This is a genomic window from Bacteroidia bacterium, from assembly GCA_033391075.1.
Lineage (GTDB): Bacteria > Bacteroidota > Bacteroidia > J057 > J057 > JAWPMV01.
Map to the genome: position 1 here is coordinate 204,681 of JAWPMV010000005.1, position 16,832 is coordinate 221,512.

The following is a 16,832-nucleotide window of genomic DNA, read 5'->3' on the forward strand; positions in this document are numbered from 1 at the left end:
TAGCTTGAAAAAATGCCTGCCGTTGAGGTGGGCATTTTTTATTTGATTTACTGTAAAAAGATCATGTAGCTTTATGACATGTTACAGCGCCTCATTTACCTGGCCTTCATCTTTTCAATCAGCGCTACCTATGCCTGCAAACCCAAAGGGAAGCAAGCTCCTTTAACTCAAACAGAAAAAGGGAGCATTCAAATAGACGAGAGTATACTTGATTTCGCCATCGAAGGAAATGGCAGAGATTGTTTGGTCATTGGATCATCGGTCTACTATCCCCGGACTTTTTCTGCGGAATTAAGAAAGCATCTAAGAATGCATTTTGTGGACCTTAAATGGTTTGCGAAAGGCTATCAAAAAGAGGAGTTAAGCGAAGTAGATATTGCTTCCATCCTTGAGGATGTAGAGCAAATCAGAAAGGAGCTCAGCCTGGAAAAAGTCTTGATTATGGGGCATAGCATCCACGGAACCATTGCAACCGAATACGTAAAAGCCTATCCAGATGCCGTTTCAGGATTAGTTGTCATTGGTTCTCCTTCTCAATGGGGCAATGAAGCCTACGATCAAAAGGCTGCTGAACTCTGGGCTAGTGCATCCGAGGAGCGAAAGCAGATTCAGGAAAAAAACTGGGGCAAGTCTCAGGAAATTGATCGCCTGACCGGCCAGGAAGAGGCCTCTGCCCGCTACAACAATATGTCTCCCCAGTACTGGTACAATCCCACTTATGATGCTAGTTGGTTATGGGAGGGAATGACTGTTCATTCGGAATTAACTCAGCATCTGTTCACGCAGGTATTTAAGGATTACGACATGTTTGATCCTCCCGTACCTATATCTGTCCCGGTTTTTATTGCACTAGGCAAATATGATTATGTAATCCCGCATACCTTATGGAAAGACGAATATGAGAGCATAGGTGATTTGCGGTTGATCCGATTTGATACATGTGGACATACTCCCCAACTTGAAGTCCAGCAAGCATTTGATCGAGAATTGATTGCTTGGCTAGGGGATCGATATTTGTAATGGCGAGGCTGAAAGTAAGCTATCAATCTGTTTGATTTAATTCTTTTTTAGACTTAGCTCGATTTAATGAGTCCTTATTCAAAAACACAAACACTTCCAGAAAACCTACTCACATGAAGAAAGTTCGCAACTTCCTACAGAAAATTTTCCATCCAAAGTCTGGCAGCTATTCATTTTTCCTGGGTCTCATGAGTTTTTCTGCTATTCTCATTTCCCTCCTTACTTTACAGGAGATGAAAACGCAGCGAGAATTGAGCATGATGCCAATAGTAAGAATTCAAAATCCCAATAGTATAGAAATTCAGCTTGATTCTGCCTGCACCCAGAGCTATTATACCCAGGACATTAGGCTTTTGGAGGAGGATGAAATTTCTCCCAAAAAGATAGAGGATTGGTTTGCCCTGCATTTGGTGAATGTGGGTGAAGGTAGTGCAGTAAATTTAGAGATAGAATGGCAAATTGATTATAAGTGGTTTGAAGATCATTTCACGAAATTGAAACTCGATCCCTTACTTTTTAACCTTCAAACAAAGGAAGATTTTATTCTGCTTACCTATAAAAACTGTTATGAAGGCAATTCAGGAGATTATTATGAAAAAGCAGGAACAGAAAAGAAATCACATCTCCTTTCCACATCTAAAGATGTAAAACCCCTGAAGATTAGGATCCCTCCAATCCTATTGAAGCTATACATTAGTGCGATTCGCTCCGACTGGATTAAAAATGGCCAAACCAAAGAAAATTTGTTGTCTGAGCAAAGCCTGGATAGCAGATTAACTATTAGGTATGAATCTGTTACTGGCTATGCATACTCAGAACGCTATGAGCTTAATGTTTCACTCATTCCCCCCCATATAAATGCAACAAGCCTGGAAGGAAATTTAGCAGGTATTTCTGCTTCTTATAATGACTTTATCCTGGATTTGGCCATAAAGAGAATTTGAGCAACTTTTCATCAAAAAGGCAAATAGACTAAACCTTAAAGCCCTCGTTTAAGTATAAGCCTAGATACAATTGCACAAACCATGAATGAACTCAAGGATCTCTTTCTTGTCTTCTTATTCTTTCTTCTTTTTCTATTAGCGGTACCGCTATTTATACTCCTATTCCTCATTTTATCTCCTCTTTTTTGGTATCAGGAAAGGATTTTCAAAAAGAAATATCAGGCTTACCTTCGAGAACTTGAGGGCAAGAATTTCTTTTGCTACAACAATCGTAAGAAAGGAAGAAATTATATTGAAGAGGAGATTTTGCCTTATTTGCCTATAGGGATTGAAGTACTTTTTCTAAATGGAAGAGATCTGGAATCCGAACCTTATACAAAAGAGTTCATGTCCAGGGTTTTCCATGAATTCAAATACTATAGTCGCTTTCCCCAACTGCTCAAAATCAGAGATGGAAAGGCCTATGATGCCTCTTTGAACCAGGAGCTCTTCCTCTGTCTAAATCAGGCAAAGTCCAGGGCTTTATGGGAAGAAAAAATGCTAGAATTTTTCAGCACTTAACTATCCAAAATGCAATCCCTCATTTCAAAGATATGCCTCGAAGCCCTCTCTGCGGAGCTCATTTCCTCTCACCCAATTGCTGGGCTGGGAAGTGTAAATGAGATTCATGCTTTTGATACAGCAGAAGGAAAATATATCCTTAGACTCAATGATTTCGAGGAAAAACAAAGCGAATACCTAAAGGAAAAATTTTGTCTGGAAGCTACCGCAGAAATGGGCATTCCCGGGCCAAAAGTTCTGGCTATGGGCCGAATGCAAAGCTATGTCTATATGGTTCAGGATCGGATAGGCGGGATAAATGCGAAAGAAGTGCAGCAAGAAAATCGGAATAGGATCTGGAGGAAGTTGGGAACATATGCCCGAAAATTTCATCAAATTCCGAAGATTGAAGATGAAACAGTAAACAAAGCAGAATTTCATGCTGATTGGAGGGCTCGACTTCTTTACAACCTTAAAGAACTCAATCCAGAAGACAGTCTCTTAGAATTTGGCTATGTTGAGTTCCGTAAACATGAGGCAATTAGATCAGTTCTCCAATCATTATTAGCAAAAAACTTTAAGACAGGTCTCGTTCATGGCGATCTTTGCCCTAGAAATGTACACATAGAGGAAGAAAAGATTTATCTTTTGGATTGGGGGACGGCAGAAATCAATGTTGTCCCTCATACAGAAATTGGAATCCTCCTATTATCTGGAGAAGCCTCAGAAGATGAAACAGGAATTTTTCTGGAAGGGATGGGCATATCTGTTGAAGAATTTCGGCAGATGGAGAAAGATATCCATAGCTTGAATCTCCTGCACCGACTCGACAAATATCGATGGGCAGAGGCTTTTGACCCCGAAAATCTTGGTGAATATGTTAACAGGATAAAAACTGTCTTTCAGCAACTCAATCATTCAGCATCAGATGAAACATAATATACCCCTTACATACCAATTAGAAACCGAAAGATTCTTCCTGAAAATCCCGGAAGAGTCAGACCTCCCACATGTCTTTTCCGCTACACGATACAAAGGCTTCAATGAAGGCATGCAATGGGATCCCCCAGAAAATATGGAAGAACTTCAGGCTCCTCTGGAAAGAAGCCATACAAAATGGAAGGAAGAAAGGGAATTTAGTTTCAGCATTAGAGACAAAGAGACGAAGGAGTTTAAAGGACGTATTTCCATTCGAACTACAGAGCAGGAAGCTATTTGGAATGTGGGTTTCTGGACCCATCCTCGATCCCAGGGAAAAGGAGTCATGACAGAATCTTTGGCTGCTATGCTGAAGTTTGGTTTTGAAGAACTTAAGGCTCAAAAAATAGAAGCTGAATATGCGATTTGGAATAAAGCCAGTGAGAAAGTTCTCCATCGGAATGGACTTAACTTCGTCGAATTTTTGGCAAAGGGATTTCAAAAGAGAGGAGAATGGGTAGCTGAGAATGTGGTTGCGATAGATAAAAAGGAATGGGAAGGCATTCAAAAATAAGATACAGACTTACTCATCGAAGAAATTTCAAACTTTGAGATAGGCATATTTTACAGGAAATATTCGAAATGAAAGAAGGAATCAGAAAAGTAGAAGACATAGACCTGGACGCACTTAAAAAAGTCCTCGATAGCAGTGGTCTATTCCCATCGGAATACCTGGATGATATGATTTCAGATTATCTCAACAATCCCAAAAGTTCAGATATCTGGTTTACCTACCTCGAAAATGAGCTGCCCGTATCTATTGCCTACTGCGCTCCGGAGAAGTTTACCGAAGGCACCTATAACCTATATGCCATCGCAGTAGATAAAGAGCAGCAGGGAAAAGGAATTGGGCGAAAGAAAATGGCGTATTTGGAAAATTTGCTTAGAGAGAAAAGTGCCAGAGTTCTCATAGTGGAAACTTCAGGAACCGCAGATTTTGAGCTGACGCGTGAGTTCTACCATAAATGCCAGTACACCCAGGAAGCTGTCATTCGAGAATTTTATGACAAAGGGGATGATAAGGTAGTATTTTGGAAGAAGTTATAGCTGTGAATGAAGCACTTATGGAGAGAATCACCAATGACATCCAGAAATTATTTAAAGAAGCTAAAAGAGAAATAGCGGATTTTTCCTTATCTGAAGGAGAGCAAATCATTTATTCATTGAGTGAATATCCTGCCATAGTGGACTTACCCTTTCAAATGGTGATTATTCAGGATCATATGGGCAGGATGAAATATTCTTCTCGAACATGGGACAGAAGCTATGACCTGATAAGATGGAAAGAAGGGATTTATAATTTAGATCGTTTGCGGATCCTGAGCCAGGATAAGCAATTGTCTTTGGATCAAGAAGAAAAGCTATTAGCGGAATTAAAGAAGATTTCAAAGAGCAGCTTAGCTGATAGCCTGGCCAAAAAAGGAGTCATCGTACTAGATGGTTCTGAATGGGAACTCAAGCTAGCTTATGAAAGCTTTAATAGAACGTTCAAATGGAATACTCCAAATGAACAAATAGAGATTTTTCGTCCCTTGATTGAATGGATGCTACGTCTATCAGAGGAATAAGTATGTTCTAGCCTTCCTGGCCATTGCAAATCAAAGCTAAAGGTCTTTACTTACCGGAGTGGAAGAAAAGCTGCTTATAACCTCGGGAATCGGGATCATCCAATCGGTCATTTTTGGCCTGATGATCCTTCAAAAGAAACAGAAACTCCTATCAGACATCATTCTGTTTCTTTGGTTTCTCATGTTTGCCACGCATCTGGTTTTGATTTGGACAGCCCTCTATTATCCCGACAGTTCTGCTCTAGCCCTCGCCAAAAGCTTTAGTTTGATCCACGGCCCTATCCTCTTTATCTATACCCAAAGCTTATTCAAACAGAAACTCAGCCCGATTCATTTATTCCATTTACTTCCCTTCCTAAGTACCAGCCTCATCGCACTTTTTATCGTCAATCAGGAGGCAATGATCTGGGAAATATTTTTATTGATCGCTAAATCTCTCTCCCTGATCGGCTATCCACTTTTTGTTTTATTTTGGCTAAAGAAAAATCTTGAGTTCCTCAAGCAAAATCGTGCGGACAATTTTCTGCTGGATTCACTTTGGATGAAAAGGCTCTCTTGGATATTTATCCTGTATGCAGTTCTTGGAATTCTACATGTATTGGCCGATATCCTCTTCCAGGTTCAATTCTCTATCCTCATCGATCTTATTTTTTATGTAGGCATCATTACCATGATTGGATATTACGGCCTTCGCTATCAGGTAGTTTTTGAAGTCCTGGATATAGGGGAACATAAGCCTAAAGCTTATGGAACCAGCCCACTTTCTTCCAAGGAAATCGAAACCAAAACACAAATGATTGAAGGCTTCTTTCAGGAAAGGGAGGACTATTTGCAAGCTGATTTCTCTCTGACTTTGCTTTCAGAGAAACTGAACATTCCCCGACACCATTTATCCGAACTCATCAACCAGAAAATGGGCAGGAGTTTTTATGATTTGGTAAATGAAAGACGCATTAGATATGCAGTTGAAATGATTAAGGAAGGCAAAGACAAATCGATCACACTCGAAGCTCTGGGATATGACTGTGGATTCAATACTAAATCAGCTTTTTACCATCATTTCAAGCAATTTACCGGAAAAACACCCGGTCAATACCGCAAGGAAATTCGTCCTGATTAATTAAGACAGTCCTATTATTACTAAAAAGGAGCTTGATTGGGACAAAATTCAAGCGATGAAAGATGTCAAACTACTTCCCCTGATAGCTACGGTTTTCCTGATTTCCTGGATTGGAGTTATCCCAAGTTTAATGCAGGCCCACGGATATGAGGTCGGTACTTTCCTGAGACTTCTGGATAAGCTCATGATACTGGGACCTCTGCTGGGTGCCTCATTGGTCGTCTTCTATAATCAGGGGAAAGCTGGAGTAAGCTCTTTATTCCGCAGACTCCTCATCTTCAAGGCAAATCAAATTCCGATACTAATTGCAGTACTCAGTCCCATACTTTTTGCATATGGAGGCTCTTATTTGGGCCACGTTTTTTCAAAAACTGCCTGGCCAGTCTCTTATGATTTTCTGAGTATTCTCAGCAATGGCCTAATCATCATGTTGGGCTATTTGATTGTAAATACAGAAGAGATTGCCTGGCGAGGGGTAGTATTTGACAAACTTCTGGACAAATACGGCTTCTTTAAAGCCTGTTTAATTCTCGCCCCGATTTGGTGGCTGTTTCACATGCCCCTTTTCTTATTTCCCGGAGGGCATCCCGCAGGCTATGGACTGGATATATTTACCCTCATCGTTTTAGGGCAGACTTTTATCCTCGGATGGATCTATATTAAAACAAAAAGGAGCCTTGTCTATGTTCACTTGCACCACCAGCTCAATAATGGATTTGCAGAAGCCTTTCCTATTTTCCCAATCTTCATAGGAGGAAATATGCTCCCCGTCTGGATGTTTAGCGGAATGATTTTGCTCTTTGCAAGCTTACTTATTTTTTGGGATCGTAAATCTTTAAAATGAATCCTTAATCTGCCACATCAATAGCCACTGATTTAAACAAGCACCAAATCTCCGAACCCTTCCTGATATCCATTCTTTTTTGAGATTCCGCACTAATTTCGACCAATAATGGAAAGCCGACATCCACCACGCAAAGCTGGCTGGCAGCTCTTTCTATGATACCAGTGATCTTTCCTTTTAGCTGGTTTTGAATACTGACATTTTCCAGTTTTTCCTTGGAAAGGGCGATATCATCTGCCTGAATAAAAATTTTGATTTCCTGCCCCTTGCGATAGACTTCCCGACTCTGTTCACATTTTATTCTTACCTCCTGCCCTTCTCCATTCCCATTCAAAATTGTCAGCCCACTTTCTGGATAGGCCTGAACGACTCGCATATCTATGGCATTGATCACGGAACTAGCGCCAAAAAGATCAGCCAATTCCGGTTTTTTGAGCAATTCATAATAGCTATCATGTCCAATTACCTTCCCCTCCCGAATGAGGCAAAGTCGATCGCTCAATTTTAGTAAGTCAGGTAAATCATGACTGACCACCAGTATGGGGATTTTGAATTTCTGTTGGATGCGGATGATAAAGGGCAAAATTTGTTTACGCAAAACCATATCAACTGCCGAAAAAGGTTCATCCAGCAAAAGCAGATCTGGGGATGAAAGTAAAGATCGGCCTAAAGCTGTACGCTGACTTTCCCCTCCCGAAATCTGACTTATCTTCCGATCCAACAAATGTCCTAGTTGCAAGAGTTCTACAACTTCATCGAATGAGACTTGATTGTTCCCCTTCTTTTTTTGGCCGTATCTCAGGTTCTTTTCTACCTTCATATGTGGAAAAAGGCGACCTTCCTGAAAAACGTAACCTATGTTTCTCTTTTCTATAGGAACATGGAGCTTTGCTTCCCTATCGAATAAGGGCTTATCCCCTATTTTGATAAATCCCTCTTTAGGTTTTGCCAGACCGGCAATCGCATGCAGCATTGAAGTTTTTCCTGCACCGCTAGGCCCAAAAACACCTGTGATCCCAGCCGAAAATTTCTCTTGAATTTTCAGATCAAAATGGTTCCTCGGCAATAGGATATCAAGCTCTAGCATTTTTCATTTTCTTTATATACCACTCCGAAAGAATCATTGCCAGAAAGGAAATGAAAATGGATACCAAAACAAGGCGAAAAGTCGAATCTTCTTGTCCGGGGATCTGCATATAGGAATAAATGGCCAGGGGTAAAGTTTGGGTTTCTCCTTCGATATTTCCGGCGAAGGTAATCGTAGCTCCAAACTCTCCCAATGAGCGGGCAAAGCTCAAAATAGTACCCGAGATCACCCCCGGCAATGCCAGAGGAATGGTGATTTGGATAAATGTTTTGAATTTGCTGGCCCCCAACATGCGAGAGGCATCTTCCAATCCTGTATCTACCAATTCCATAGAGGTTCGAATAGAACGGACAATCAAAGGAAAGGAAACCACAACAGAGGCAATTATAGCCGCATAAAAGGAAAAGGCCAGTTTGATCCCGAAAGTATCATATATCCAGCTTCCGATCGGGCTTTTCGAGCCCAGAAGTAGGAGGAGGATATAGCCTGTAGTAACCGGAGGCATAACCAAAGGAAGATGAATGATACTTTCTACGATCGACTTCCCCCAAAACTCCTTACGTGCCATCACATAGCCGAGCCACAGAGCGAGGGGCAGAGAAATCAAGGAACAAATCAATGCGACTTGTACAGACAAGGAAATTGCCTGTAATTCCGCCCCATTAAATTCGAATAACTCACTCATTTGTCAATGCTTCCTTTACTCAAAACCGTATCGCTCCCAGATGCTTTTCCCTTCCTCTGAAACGAGATAAGACAGAAAATCTTTTACCAGACCTCTTTCTGTACACATCCCGGCATAGTAGTAAATACCATCATGCGACTCTTGTGGGAACTGAGCAAGTATATTGACTTTCTTCGATCGAAGGGCATCTGTCCGATATACAACTCCCAAAGCCGCCTCTTCCAACTCAACAACCATTAGGGCTGATCTCACATCCTTGCCCGGTAATATATAGGGCTCAGCTTCTTTATATAAATCGAAATGTTGCAGGGCCTGACGTGCATATTGTCCGGCTGGTACATGATTGGGATCTCCCAAAGAAAGTCTTTTTTCTCCAAGTATAGCTGGCAGATTCAAGCTACTATCTATCCCAAAGTCATCTAGTCGGAGGTTTTGTGGTGCTATCATGACCAATCTGTTTTGCGCAATCCTCTCAGGCTTACTTCCACCAAAAGCGCCTTCCTCTTGTAAATATTGGGCCCATTTTTCATTGGCAGAAATATAGAGATCCGGCTGGGCTCCTTCTGCGATTTGACGGGCCAGGGTTCCGCTCGATCCGAAATTAAATCTCAGATTCACTTCTTTCCCCTGCTCAAAACCCTTTCCCAACTCTCGAAGAACATCTCCCAAACTGGCCGCTGCAAAAATAGTCAGCGTATGTTCTTCTTTTTCACTTTCGCAGGCCGAAAAAAGAAATGCAGATACCATGCTCAATAGTAAACTGAGAGATAAAAGTCGTGGCCTTACCATCCAGCGGAAAACACCAGGTTTATTCAATTGATTTGTCTTTTGATCCACTCACAATAGCTTCAAATATTGAAAAAACATTCAGGATAAAAAATTCATTCCCCAAAGAAATCGGGCAGAGTCAAAAGACTTTTGGAATTGATAGAAATTTTCCGATCAAAAAGTGCCTTGATTTCATCATAAAGACTCTTTTTACCTATCCATAAAGGGCAATAGGCTGTTTCTTTCTGCTCATCCCTGACAATTAACCATTCAGGACAGATAGAGGTGTTTGCATGTGAATAATTGGGAAATTTGCTCATTCATTTACTCATAGACTCTCGGAAAGCCAAAAATTCATGTACAAGTCCATTTTAATCCTAATCAGCCTTTGTTGGGTATCCACTCTGACAATTGCACAGGATTCTCATTTTTTATCACGAGAAGGCCAACAAATATCTTTACTCGAAAACACTTCATCCCTCTGTTTATATTTTCATGATCCCGTTCAAAGGGGAGCTTTCAAGTTTAAAGAGGAAGCTCAGGTTAGCTTTGTCAGATACTCCTATGGAAATGAGCGCAAACGAGTAATCATCGACTTTGATTCGAACCTGCCGATTAGTCCCATGGAAGCCGTGGAAAAATTGGGCCTGGATCCTCTATCGATCAAGAGTGCATCCTGGTCCAGAACCCTGGATGGAGGGATGGATATGTGGCTTACTCATAGGGTTTTGTTTGAGAGTAAGGAAGGAGTTGACAGGGATAGACTAGCAGAAATTTGGGAAGTCTACAGCGGAGCGCAAAGTGGAGATTTTCCGACCGGATATTCTTATGTGGACATAGATAATATCGAAGAAGTCATTTCTCTGTCAAATAGTCTGTATGAGAGCGGGCATGTAAAATGGGCACAACCCAATTTTGCAGTTGTAGCTGTCAGCCAGAGCCTGAATATCCATGATCCTGTAAAAGTTACGGCAGATTCATTCCCGACGGACTCTCTTTTCGATAAACTTTTCTATTTGCATAATACAGGTCAAAATCCACTCGCAGACTTGAATTTCTGGTCAGGGGGAGTTGCAGATGTAGATATAGATGCACCAGAGGCCTGGGGAATTGAAACAGGTTCTCCGGGTATTACAGTGGCGATTGTGGATCAGGGGGTAACAGATCATGAAGACCTGAATGACGACAATGGGGATGGAAGCAGTCGCCTGAAAGCCGGTTGGACAGCTGACCCAAGCCTCATAGCTGGAGGTGTTCCACAACTGCCCGATGCAGCTCATGGAATTGGCGTAGCGGGTATTATCGGAGCCTCGCATAATTCCATAGGCGTAGCAGGGATCTGTCCGGAATGTGAACTTATCTCGGCAACTGCCTTTGTAGATGCCGGCCAAATAGATCAAACAGATCCTACTGAGATACAATATCTTGCCAACTCCATCAACTGGGCCTGGCAAAATGGAGGAGATGTAATCAATAATTCCTGGGTGCTGGAAACCTGTACTACGACAAGCGGAACCCTCTTCGCTCCTATCGAAGCGGCCATAGATGATGCAAAAAGCCTGGGACGTTCAGGTCTGGGTTGTGTATTCATTTTTGCTTCCGGACAATATGTGGGTTCTCCCTCCTATCCCTGGGATTGTGTAGCATATCCGGCCAATCTACCGCAGGTAATTGCAGTTGGTGCTATTGACCTAAGGGGAAACTTTCCCGCTTATGGCAATTATGGACCTGAATTGGATATCGTAGCCCCCACTTCCCGACAAGTGGGAACCACCCCCTGGCAAGGCATGGAAAATAGTGTAACTACCATTGACCTCTATCCAGACGGTTACAATCATCCGACTGCCAATCTCAACTACCCCAATATGAAATACAATCGCTATTTCGGAGGTACCTCGACTTCCTCTTCCATTGTTTCTGGGATCGTGGCCCTGATTATGTCGAGGAATTCTGGATTGACCGCTACAGAAGTAACAAATATCCTCTTAAATAATACCGTAGATGTAGGGGCTAGTGGCTTTGATAATCAGTCCGGATATGGAATGGCCAATGCTAATGATGCGTTGAGTGCTACTCCTGCCCCAACCTTCCCGGTTGAGTATCTATCTTTCTCTGGAAAGGCTTTCAACGGAAACATCAAACTGGAATGGGAGACAGCCCAGGAGTTGAATAATGATCTTTTTGTGATAGAGAAAAAGTTTGGAAATAGTTTTCAAGCTATTGGAGAAGTAGGAGGATCAGGTACAGTTAATGGCATAAGTTCATACAACTTTATTGACAAAGCTGCCAATTTAGGTAGCAATGTTTACCGCCTGAAACAAGTCGATTTTGATGGTGAATATGAATACTCCCGGAGTATAAATATCAAACTGAGTTCTCGAGACCTGGGACTTTCTAGTCGTCTTTATCCGAATCCGGCCAAAGATGAAATCCAGCTAGAACTGATCGATCTGCAAAGAAACAAAGTCAAACTTGCAATCAGAGATCTTCAGGGAAAGGAACTGTACACCTCTTCTCATGAAATTCAACAGGATCGAGAAGTCCTGCTTATCAATACAGCAGATTTAAGTAGCGGTTCTTATCTCCTGGAATTGAAAAGTAGCAGTGGGAAAAGGGAGCTTATGAAATTTGTCATCTCCCGATAAATCGATCAGGCCTGCGGAATAAATTTGTCTTTTAACTTTTTCAAACGATTCCGGGACATGATAAACTCCCTGTCCTGGGCTATAAGACGGACTACGTATTTGTCATTCTCCCAATAAGAATAATTGTGGAGATAATCCAGATTGATCAGGGTACTACGGTTGATTCGTACAAACTTATCCGGATCGAGTTTAGCTTCCAGTTCACTCAGGTTTTCTTTGAGCCGTAGTTTTTCTTTCGGGATAAAGGCAAAGGTTTTTCGATCAATCCTTTCTATCCAGGCAATCTCATTAGGTTTAAGCAATCGTTGTCCAAGCTCATCAGTAGCTGCTAATCGTTCCTGTATCTGTGGTTTTTGAGCCAAAACTAAATCCTGTCTGGTTTCGTCCAATTGCTGTTGATATAGCCTCAGCAAATTCACATTCAGGATTGCATAGCCCGCCATAAGGACAACCGGGAGATAATTGATGTAGATTTTCCAGCTATAGAAATACTGATTGAAATAGATATCCGGCTTCCAATCCGGGAAATGATGTAAAAAATACCTAAGGCTTAAAGAAAAGGGCGCAAAGAAGAGGAAAGCAAGTAGCAATAGGGGCAAAAATTTCAATTCATAAAGGAGAAGATCTTTCAAGGTCAATTCCAGTCGATTGAGTTTCCATTTTCTCGCATACAGCCTGATTAAGAAAAAAAGGATGCTAATGGTCCAAATCTCAATGAGAAATTGGTCGATAAAGAGAAAGTAGAAGAGATTGGAATAAGAGAAAGCCTTACTTCCCACCCAGTCCAGATTTTCGGGATGCAGGTATATAATGGCCTGATAAAAAAGGCTTATTAGAAAGGTAGAAAGTAGGATCACCTTCCAGTTTTTCAATAAATCATAAGTAAGACGCATAGCTCTTCATCGCTCTTCATCGCTCCTGATTCGACTCTCAATTTAGGTATTTCAGACATTTGCTCCTTTCGCAGGCCGCGATTCATTGCTGATTTCGAACCTGAAAAGCCAGCTTTCAGACATTTTCAGGATTCTCAGGAAAAAATGGAGTGTATTTTCAATGAAAAACAAACGCACATGAGATACCTGATCATCCCGCTTTTATTGTTCTTCTCTTTTCCCCTTACTGCCCAAAAACTGGATATCTACTTGCTGGGGTCAGTCCATCATTTTGAAGAAGAATACCAATCGCTTCAAAATCTGGAAGAGATAGAAAACTTTATCGTTGAGCTAAAGCCGGATATTATTTGCATCGAAGCCATTCCAACTTATGATACGGAAAGTCTGGAAGAAATCTGGGGGAATACCCTTAAAAAAGCAGATCGCTTACGCGATAGCCTGGAAAAGTCAGATTTTCACTCTCAGACCCGATCTACAGATCTCATTCTTAAAGGAGCAGCGTTTTATGCGCAATATGATTTCTGGAATGCTTATTACTATTGGATGCAAGCGGAAAGTGCAGGAGATAGTTTAGGGTATTTTGCCAAATATCACCGAAACCTCAAGCATTCAGAATACGGCCTCTTTGTTTATCCTGCCGGTATCAGATTAGGGATGGATCAGTATTATCCCATTGATTACAGAGCGGGAGAAAAAGACTTTCTCTCCAACAATAATAAAGTCCTTAAAAAGTTCTTCTTTTCCCTGAAATGGAAGCCACTCAAAAGCTATTTAAAAACCCAAAAGCGATATAAAAAAGCCCAAAAGGAAGGAGGCCTGATGGAATATGTGAATGGAGCTGAATTTCAAGATGCCTTTTCACAACTTATTGATCAACTCCCGGATCGATTGCCAACATCTCTTGAGGCCAGAGATGTCAAAAGCTATTGGTTGAAAAGAAATGAGATCATGGCAGATCGGATCATTGAGCAAGCCCGGTCAACAGGCGCCCAAAAAGTACTTCTCACAGTAGGAAGCGCGCACATCAGTCATATCAAGCGATTCCTGGAAGCAAAAGGACATAGCGTACGGACCTTTGGAGAAATCCTGGCTCAAAATCCTCATTAGATATGGAAGAAATCATGCGTTCGGAGGCATTTTTTATCCTGCCGCTTCTTCTCGCCTATTCGGCCATTTGTTTGAGTTGGTTTGTGATGAATGGCAAAAGGTTTCTTTGGCAAGCAGAAATGCCGGAGATTTCTCAAAAAGCCCGTTTAGATTTATTCTTAGCACTCCTGGCAAGTTTTGGCATACTTGGAATAGGACAATTGTATAGTGCGGGTTTCCTGATTCCAAAAGTGGACTCGGAAGCAATAGACAAATTGCTGATTTGGCCTCTGAACAATCTGCTCATATTCAGCCCCATTTTCCTCTTACTCATTTTCCGAAAACAAAGTCCCAAAACTATATATTTGTCGAGCCGCGAAGTTTTCAAAAAATTGGGCTTCGGCTTCATAGCTTCTTTAATCGGACTTTTTGTATTCCTGCTTTTGCGTGGCGAGCTACACAGATTTCCGAAAATCCTGCAATCAGCTCTCAGCCTGGACTCAATTTCCAATTTTCCGGCTGTATTTCTGGAGAATGTAGCTCTGGCCTTTCTATTTATTCGACTAAAATGGGCGACAAACTTGAAATGGGCCCTGGCCATCCCCGCTTTTCTTTTTGCTTTGGGGCATGTGCCTTCCTCTCTGGCTGAAGGAGATCCCTGGATGCATATACTTAGTTTCTTTTTCCTTACAGCTAGCATCACCATCCTTGTTCTTTACACTTTAAATCGAAGCAAGGATATTCTCTGGTTGGGTTTGGTCCATTATTTCATGGATCTGGCAATCAAAGCTTTTTAAAAGAAGGTATTTCCCATTCTACTTCTTTCATTTCTAAGTATAGCTGTTTTATCTTGAGGGAGACTAAGACAGATTTTCATGAAAGGCACACGCAAAAACTATTTGGCAGAAGGACTCCTCATTGTGTTCAGTGTACTCTTTGCCCTTTTTATCAATAAACTCTATGAGGATGGAAAAATCCGGAATAAAAAAGAAATTGCCCTGGAGAGCATTGAAAAGGAGCTAAAACAAAACCACAATAGCATCAAGCGATGGAAAGAAAAACATGTAGCTATTCGGCAACGAATAACACGGCTTATTGAGGGAAAGGAGGATAGTCTTAAACAAGAAATGGCATCCTTTAGCTACCTCAATTTAGGGCTACTCACAAAAAATGAGTCTCTGGTTGATGCCATTCTCACAAAAACTGCCTGGGAATCATCCAAGTCAACAGGAATTCTCGCAGAATTTGACTTTGAAACCACCCAAAAGTTGACGCGGGTTTATTCTTTACAAGATGTGCTCATGGATCGTACCCTCTCCAAAATTCTCGATTATTATTTCGATACCCAATCTCATGACATGAAGCAGCTGGAAAAAATTCTCATTCAGTTTCAGTTAAGGTTCTGGGAATTGACTGGGCAGGAAATACTCTTAGAGCAGATGTATGAGGATGCACTGGAAGAGGTAAAAAGAAATTTATAAAGGAAAATATGTCCAGCAGCTATAATAGCTATTATCAGCAGGAAAACCTTTTTGGGCAGGCCTATCCGGAATTACTGGCTTTTTTCAATCAATTTGAATCGAAAGGGAAAGTCCTTGACCTGGGTTGTGGTCAGGGCCGGGATGCTATTCCTTTGGCACGGATGGGATTTGAGGTTAAAGCGATCGACTCATCCGAAGTAGGAATAGAGCAAATCAAGAAAATTGTAATTCAGGAGGGTCTTAGCCTATCTGTGGAAGTGGCAGATATTTTTTCTTTTGAGGGAAGTGCAGACTTCGACTTTATTCTGCTCGATAGCATGTTTCACTTTGCAAAAAAGGACAAAGAGAAAGAATGCCGCTTGTTAGAGAAACTATTCTCAAATATGAAGCAAGGAGCGATTATGTGCATTTGTATTCAGATTACTACTAAAAAAGAGAAAGTCCTCGGAGCGTTGATAGCTCAACATTCTTATTTGCGTATGATTCGCGAAGAGGATTTCCTCTACACCTTCCATGATCAAAGTTCTGGACACACTTCTACCTCTGATTATCGAATGATCTGTTTGGAAAAAGTTCAGTTAGCATAAACCCACAAAACAATCTTATTGGAATTATTAGGAAAAGTCGGGCGAAGACCGATCTATTATCTTGCCATCCGAAATAACCGAGCCTGGAGGAAATCTCTACCAAATGGAGAATGGGTAGTATTCACCATTGCTAATGAGGAAGACGAGGAAATGATCTATCCGGTCGCCAAAGCATGTATCGACCACAAAGTAGGAGCCATTTGCTCGGCAGGAGAATTGGCTTACAGGACCGAACAGGCCTTTGATGAAGAAATCGTCTGGCGAAATTTAGATAAGCATGATTCATCCATAAAAGATGAAGATATGCCCGTAACAACTGCCTCGAATAATTTCGACGAAGAATTTTTATTGGCAACTACTGAAATGGGAGCTTACCAAAGTTCTCCGCTTTTGGTCTGCATCGATATGACGAAGAAAAAAGTAAGAAGCTATCTGCAAGCGCTTATTCCGAAAATTAATGCGGGCTGGCTTCCCTCTGAAGAAGAACATCTTTCCCCCAAATATGATGCTGAAAGCTGAACATTGGCTATTTATTCCAACAATTCCATTCAACATGAAGTCCTTTCTCTGAACCCTCCAGAGAAAT

General features: G+C 41.4%; 20 protein-coding genes. 15 read left to right on the forward strand and 5 right to left on the reverse strand.

Features of this window, described 5'->3' with window-relative positions; translation table 11 throughout:
• Window positions 1-78 precede the first annotated feature (78 nt).
• The 9 genes from R8P61_36420 (at window position 79) to R8P61_36460 (ending at window position 7,014) form a co-directional block, all read left to right on the forward strand.
• Window positions 79-1,020 carry an alpha/beta hydrolase gene (locus R8P61_36420; protein ID MDW3652620.1) on the forward strand — a complete coding sequence of 314 codons (942 nt, stop codon included), beginning with the start codon at window positions 79-81 and terminating at the stop codon, window positions 1,018-1,020.
• 113 nt (window positions 1,021-1,133) lie between these two features.
• Window positions 1,134-1,964, forward strand: coding sequence for a hypothetical protein (locus R8P61_36425; GenBank protein MDW3652621.1), 831 nt, complete (start codon window positions 1,134-1,136; stop codon window positions 1,962-1,964).
• Between the two features lie 81 nt (window positions 1,965-2,045).
• Complete coding sequence (locus R8P61_36430) at window positions 2,046-2,525, forward strand: hypothetical protein (protein ID MDW3652622.1); 480 nt, start codon at window positions 2,046-2,048, stop codon at window positions 2,523-2,525.
• Between the two features lie 9 nt (window positions 2,526-2,534).
• On the forward strand, window positions 2,535-3,443 hold the full coding sequence (locus R8P61_36435; GenBank protein ID MDW3652623.1) for an aminoglycoside phosphotransferase family protein: 909 nt from the start codon (window positions 2,535-2,537) through the stop codon (window positions 3,441-3,443).
• Window positions 3,433-3,996 carry a GNAT family protein gene (locus tag R8P61_36440; GenBank protein ID MDW3652624.1) on the forward strand — a complete coding sequence of 188 codons (564 nt, stop codon included), beginning with the start codon at window positions 3,433-3,435 and terminating at the stop codon, window positions 3,994-3,996. Before R8P61_36435 ends, R8P61_36440 begins: the two co-directional genes overlap by 11 nt.
• Before the next feature lie 68 nt (window positions 3,997-4,064).
• Complete coding sequence (locus R8P61_36445) at window positions 4,065-4,529, forward strand: GNAT family N-acetyltransferase (GenBank protein ID MDW3652625.1); 465 nt, start codon at window positions 4,065-4,067, stop codon at window positions 4,527-4,529.
• A 2-nt stretch (window positions 4,530-4,531) separates the two neighbouring features.
• A complete protein-coding gene (locus R8P61_36450) occupies window positions 4,532-5,050 on the forward strand; it encodes a hypothetical protein (protein ID MDW3652626.1) in 519 nt (172 codons plus the stop codon).
• A 58-nt stretch (window positions 5,051-5,108) separates the two neighbouring features.
• Window positions 5,109-6,170, forward strand: coding sequence for a helix-turn-helix domain-containing protein (locus tag R8P61_36455; protein MDW3652627.1), 1,062 nt, complete (start codon window positions 5,109-5,111; stop codon window positions 6,168-6,170).
• Window positions 6,171-6,225: 55 nt separating this feature from the next.
• Window positions 6,226-7,014 carry a CPBP family intramembrane glutamic endopeptidase gene (locus tag R8P61_36460; protein ID MDW3652628.1) on the forward strand — a complete coding sequence of 263 codons (789 nt, stop codon included), beginning with the start codon at window positions 6,226-6,228 and terminating at the stop codon, window positions 7,012-7,014.
• 4 nt (window positions 7,015-7,018) lie between these two features.
• Here the strand turns inward: R8P61_36460 and modC are convergent, their stop codons facing one another.
• The 4 genes from modC to R8P61_36480 are packed head-to-tail and all read right to left on the reverse strand — an operon-like array spanning window position 7,019 to window position 9,874.
• Entirely contained in the window at window positions 7,019-8,101 is a 1,083-nt protein-coding gene (modC, locus tag R8P61_36465) for a molybdenum ABC transporter ATP-binding protein (protein ID MDW3652629.1), read from the reverse strand.
• Window positions 8,088-8,786, reverse strand: coding sequence for a molybdate ABC transporter permease subunit (gene modB / locus R8P61_36470; GenBank protein MDW3652630.1), 699 nt, complete (start codon window positions 8,784-8,786; stop codon window positions 8,088-8,090). The genes modC and modB overlap by 14 nt, the downstream gene beginning before the upstream one ends.
• 15 nt (window positions 8,787-8,801) lie before the next feature.
• Window positions 8,802-9,623, reverse strand: a complete 822-nt coding sequence (modA, locus tag R8P61_36475; protein ID MDW3652631.1) for a molybdate ABC transporter substrate-binding protein — start codon at window positions 9,621-9,623, stop codon at window positions 8,802-8,804.
• Between the two features lie 44 nt (window positions 9,624-9,667).
• A complete protein-coding gene (locus R8P61_36480) occupies window positions 9,668-9,874 on the reverse strand; it encodes a hypothetical protein (GenBank protein ID MDW3652632.1) in 207 nt (68 codons plus the stop codon).
• Window positions 9,875-9,910: 36 nt separating this feature from the next.
• Here R8P61_36480 and R8P61_36485 point away from each other — a divergent pair, with 36 nt between their 5' ends.
• Window positions 9,911-12,199 (forward strand): S8/S53 family peptidase, encoded by a 2,289-nt coding sequence (locus R8P61_36485; protein MDW3652633.1) that lies wholly within the window; start codon window positions 9,911-9,913, stop codon window positions 12,197-12,199.
• A gap of 5 nt (window positions 12,200-12,204) precedes the next feature.
• Here R8P61_36485 and R8P61_36490 read toward each other — a convergent pair whose 3' ends face one another.
• The gene (locus R8P61_36490) at window positions 12,205-13,092 is read right to left on the reverse strand and encodes a LytTR family DNA-binding domain-containing protein (protein ID MDW3652634.1); all 888 of its coding nucleotides are present in this window, start codon (window positions 13,090-13,092) and stop codon (window positions 12,205-12,207) included.
• 177 nt (window positions 13,093-13,269) lie between these two features.
• On the opposite strand from R8P61_36490, the gene R8P61_36495 reads away from it, so the two are divergent.
• From R8P61_36495 to R8P61_36515, 5 genes are all read left to right on the forward strand, one after another.
• On the forward strand, window positions 13,270-14,199 hold the full coding sequence (locus tag R8P61_36495) for a DUF5694 domain-containing protein (GenBank protein ID MDW3652635.1): 930 nt from the start codon (window positions 13,270-13,272) through the stop codon (window positions 14,197-14,199).
• 2 nt (window positions 14,200-14,201) lie between these two features.
• Window positions 14,202-14,975, forward strand: coding sequence for a hypothetical protein (locus tag R8P61_36500; protein MDW3652636.1), 774 nt, complete (start codon window positions 14,202-14,204; stop codon window positions 14,973-14,975).
• A gap of 78 nt (window positions 14,976-15,053) precedes the next feature.
• Window positions 15,054-15,659 carry a hypothetical protein gene (locus R8P61_36505; GenBank protein MDW3652637.1) on the forward strand — a complete coding sequence of 202 codons (606 nt, stop codon included), beginning with the start codon at window positions 15,054-15,056 and terminating at the stop codon, window positions 15,657-15,659.
• An 8-nt stretch (window positions 15,660-15,667) separates the two neighbouring features.
• A complete protein-coding gene (locus R8P61_36510; GenBank protein ID MDW3652638.1) occupies window positions 15,668-16,246 on the forward strand; it encodes a class I SAM-dependent methyltransferase in 579 nt (192 codons plus the stop codon).
• 18 nt (window positions 16,247-16,264) lie between these two features.
• Window positions 16,265-16,765 (forward strand): hypothetical protein, encoded by a 501-nt coding sequence (locus R8P61_36515; GenBank protein ID MDW3652639.1) that lies wholly within the window; start codon window positions 16,265-16,267, stop codon window positions 16,763-16,765.
• Window positions 16,766-16,832: the final 67 nt, after the last annotated feature.

Excerpts from the sequence above, each read along its gene's own strand:
- R8P61_36420 (MDW3652620.1), top strand. The coding sequence starts at position 79 with ATGTTACAGCGCCTCATTTACCTGGCCTTCATCTTTTCAATCAGCGCT.
- R8P61_36425 (MDW3652621.1), top strand. The coding sequence starts at position 1,134 with ATGAAGAAAGTTCGCAACTTCCTACAGAAAATTTTCCATCCAAAGTCT.
- R8P61_36430 (MDW3652622.1), top strand. The coding sequence starts at position 2,046 with ATGAATGAACTCAAGGATCTCTTTCTTGTCTTCTTATTCTTTCTTCTT.
- R8P61_36435 (MDW3652623.1), top strand. The coding sequence starts at position 2,535 with ATGCAATCCCTCATTTCAAAGATATGCCTCGAAGCCCTCTCTGCGGAG.
- R8P61_36440 (MDW3652624.1), top strand. The coding sequence starts at position 3,433 with ATGAAACATAATATACCCCTTACATACCAATTAGAAACCGAAAGATTC.
- R8P61_36445 (MDW3652625.1), top strand. The coding sequence starts at position 4,065 with ATGAAAGAAGGAATCAGAAAAGTAGAAGACATAGACCTGGACGCACTT.
- R8P61_36460 (MDW3652628.1), top strand. The coding sequence starts at position 6,226 with ATGAAAGATGTCAAACTACTTCCCCTGATAGCTACGGTTTTCCTGATT.
- modC (MDW3652629.1), bottom strand. The coding sequence starts at position 8,101 with ATGCTAGAGCTTGATATCCTATTGCCGAGGAACCATTTTGATCTGAAA.
- modB (MDW3652630.1), bottom strand. The coding sequence starts at position 8,786 with ATGAGTGAGTTATTCGAATTTAATGGGGCGGAATTACAGGCAATTTCC.
- R8P61_36480 (MDW3652632.1), bottom strand. The coding sequence starts at position 9,874 with ATGAGCAAATTTCCCAATTATTCACATGCAAACACCTCTATCTGTCCT.
- R8P61_36485 (MDW3652633.1), top strand. The coding sequence starts at position 9,911 with ATGTACAAGTCCATTTTAATCCTAATCAGCCTTTGTTGGGTATCCACT.
- R8P61_36490 (MDW3652634.1), bottom strand. The coding sequence starts at position 13,092 with ATGCGTCTTACTTATGATTTATTGAAAAACTGGAAGGTGATCCTACTT.
- R8P61_36495 (MDW3652635.1), top strand. The coding sequence starts at position 13,270 with ATGAGATACCTGATCATCCCGCTTTTATTGTTCTTCTCTTTTCCCCTT.
- R8P61_36500 (MDW3652636.1), top strand. The coding sequence starts at position 14,202 with ATGGAAGAAATCATGCGTTCGGAGGCATTTTTTATCCTGCCGCTTCTT.
- R8P61_36505 (MDW3652637.1), top strand. The coding sequence starts at position 15,054 with ATGAAAGGCACACGCAAAAACTATTTGGCAGAAGGACTCCTCATTGTG.
- R8P61_36510 (MDW3652638.1), top strand. The coding sequence starts at position 15,668 with ATGTCCAGCAGCTATAATAGCTATTATCAGCAGGAAAACCTTTTTGGG.